Annotated in this window: 1 protein-coding gene and 1 pseudogene; both read right to left on the bottom strand. The window is 35.4% G+C overall.

Annotated elements, in window-relative coordinates; translation table 11 throughout:
- Positions 1-83, bottom strand: a pseudogene (locus EII32_RS12800) (transposase); the annotation flags it as partial.
- Between the two features lie 41 nt (positions 84-124).
- Positions 125-316: hypothetical protein (locus EII32_RS12665; RefSeq protein WP_233582407.1), on the bottom strand; the 192-nt coding region annotated here is incomplete at its 5' end.

Below are 316 nucleotides of genomic sequence, written 5' to 3'. Positions count from 1 at the left end.
TTTTTACTCAGTTCAACATTCAAATTCTTGTCAAACTCATCAATAATACAGAAAATTTCTATAATTTTGTCTTTGGTAATCATCGCTTGGTTGTTTTGTAAATTACTGATTTACAACAATAAAATTACAAAGAACTAACGAGATTACCAACTTTTACAAAGACTTTCTTAACCCGAACTCGCATAAAGGAATGATTAGAGTGCTTTTCGAGAAGAATAGATACTTTCGAGAATGTTCTGTGTATGAGTCTTGGCAAGACCTCGATATCGACATCGACCGCCTTGAAACCATCGTCTGATACTGCCGGACGTCCGCT

It is taken from the genome of Prevotella sp. OH937_COT-195, from assembly GCF_003932845.1.
In the GTDB taxonomy this organism is placed as follows: Bacteria; Bacteroidota; Bacteroidia; order Bacteroidales; family Bacteroidaceae; genus Prevotella.
This window is presented reverse-complemented; position numbering and strand designations above follow the sequence as displayed.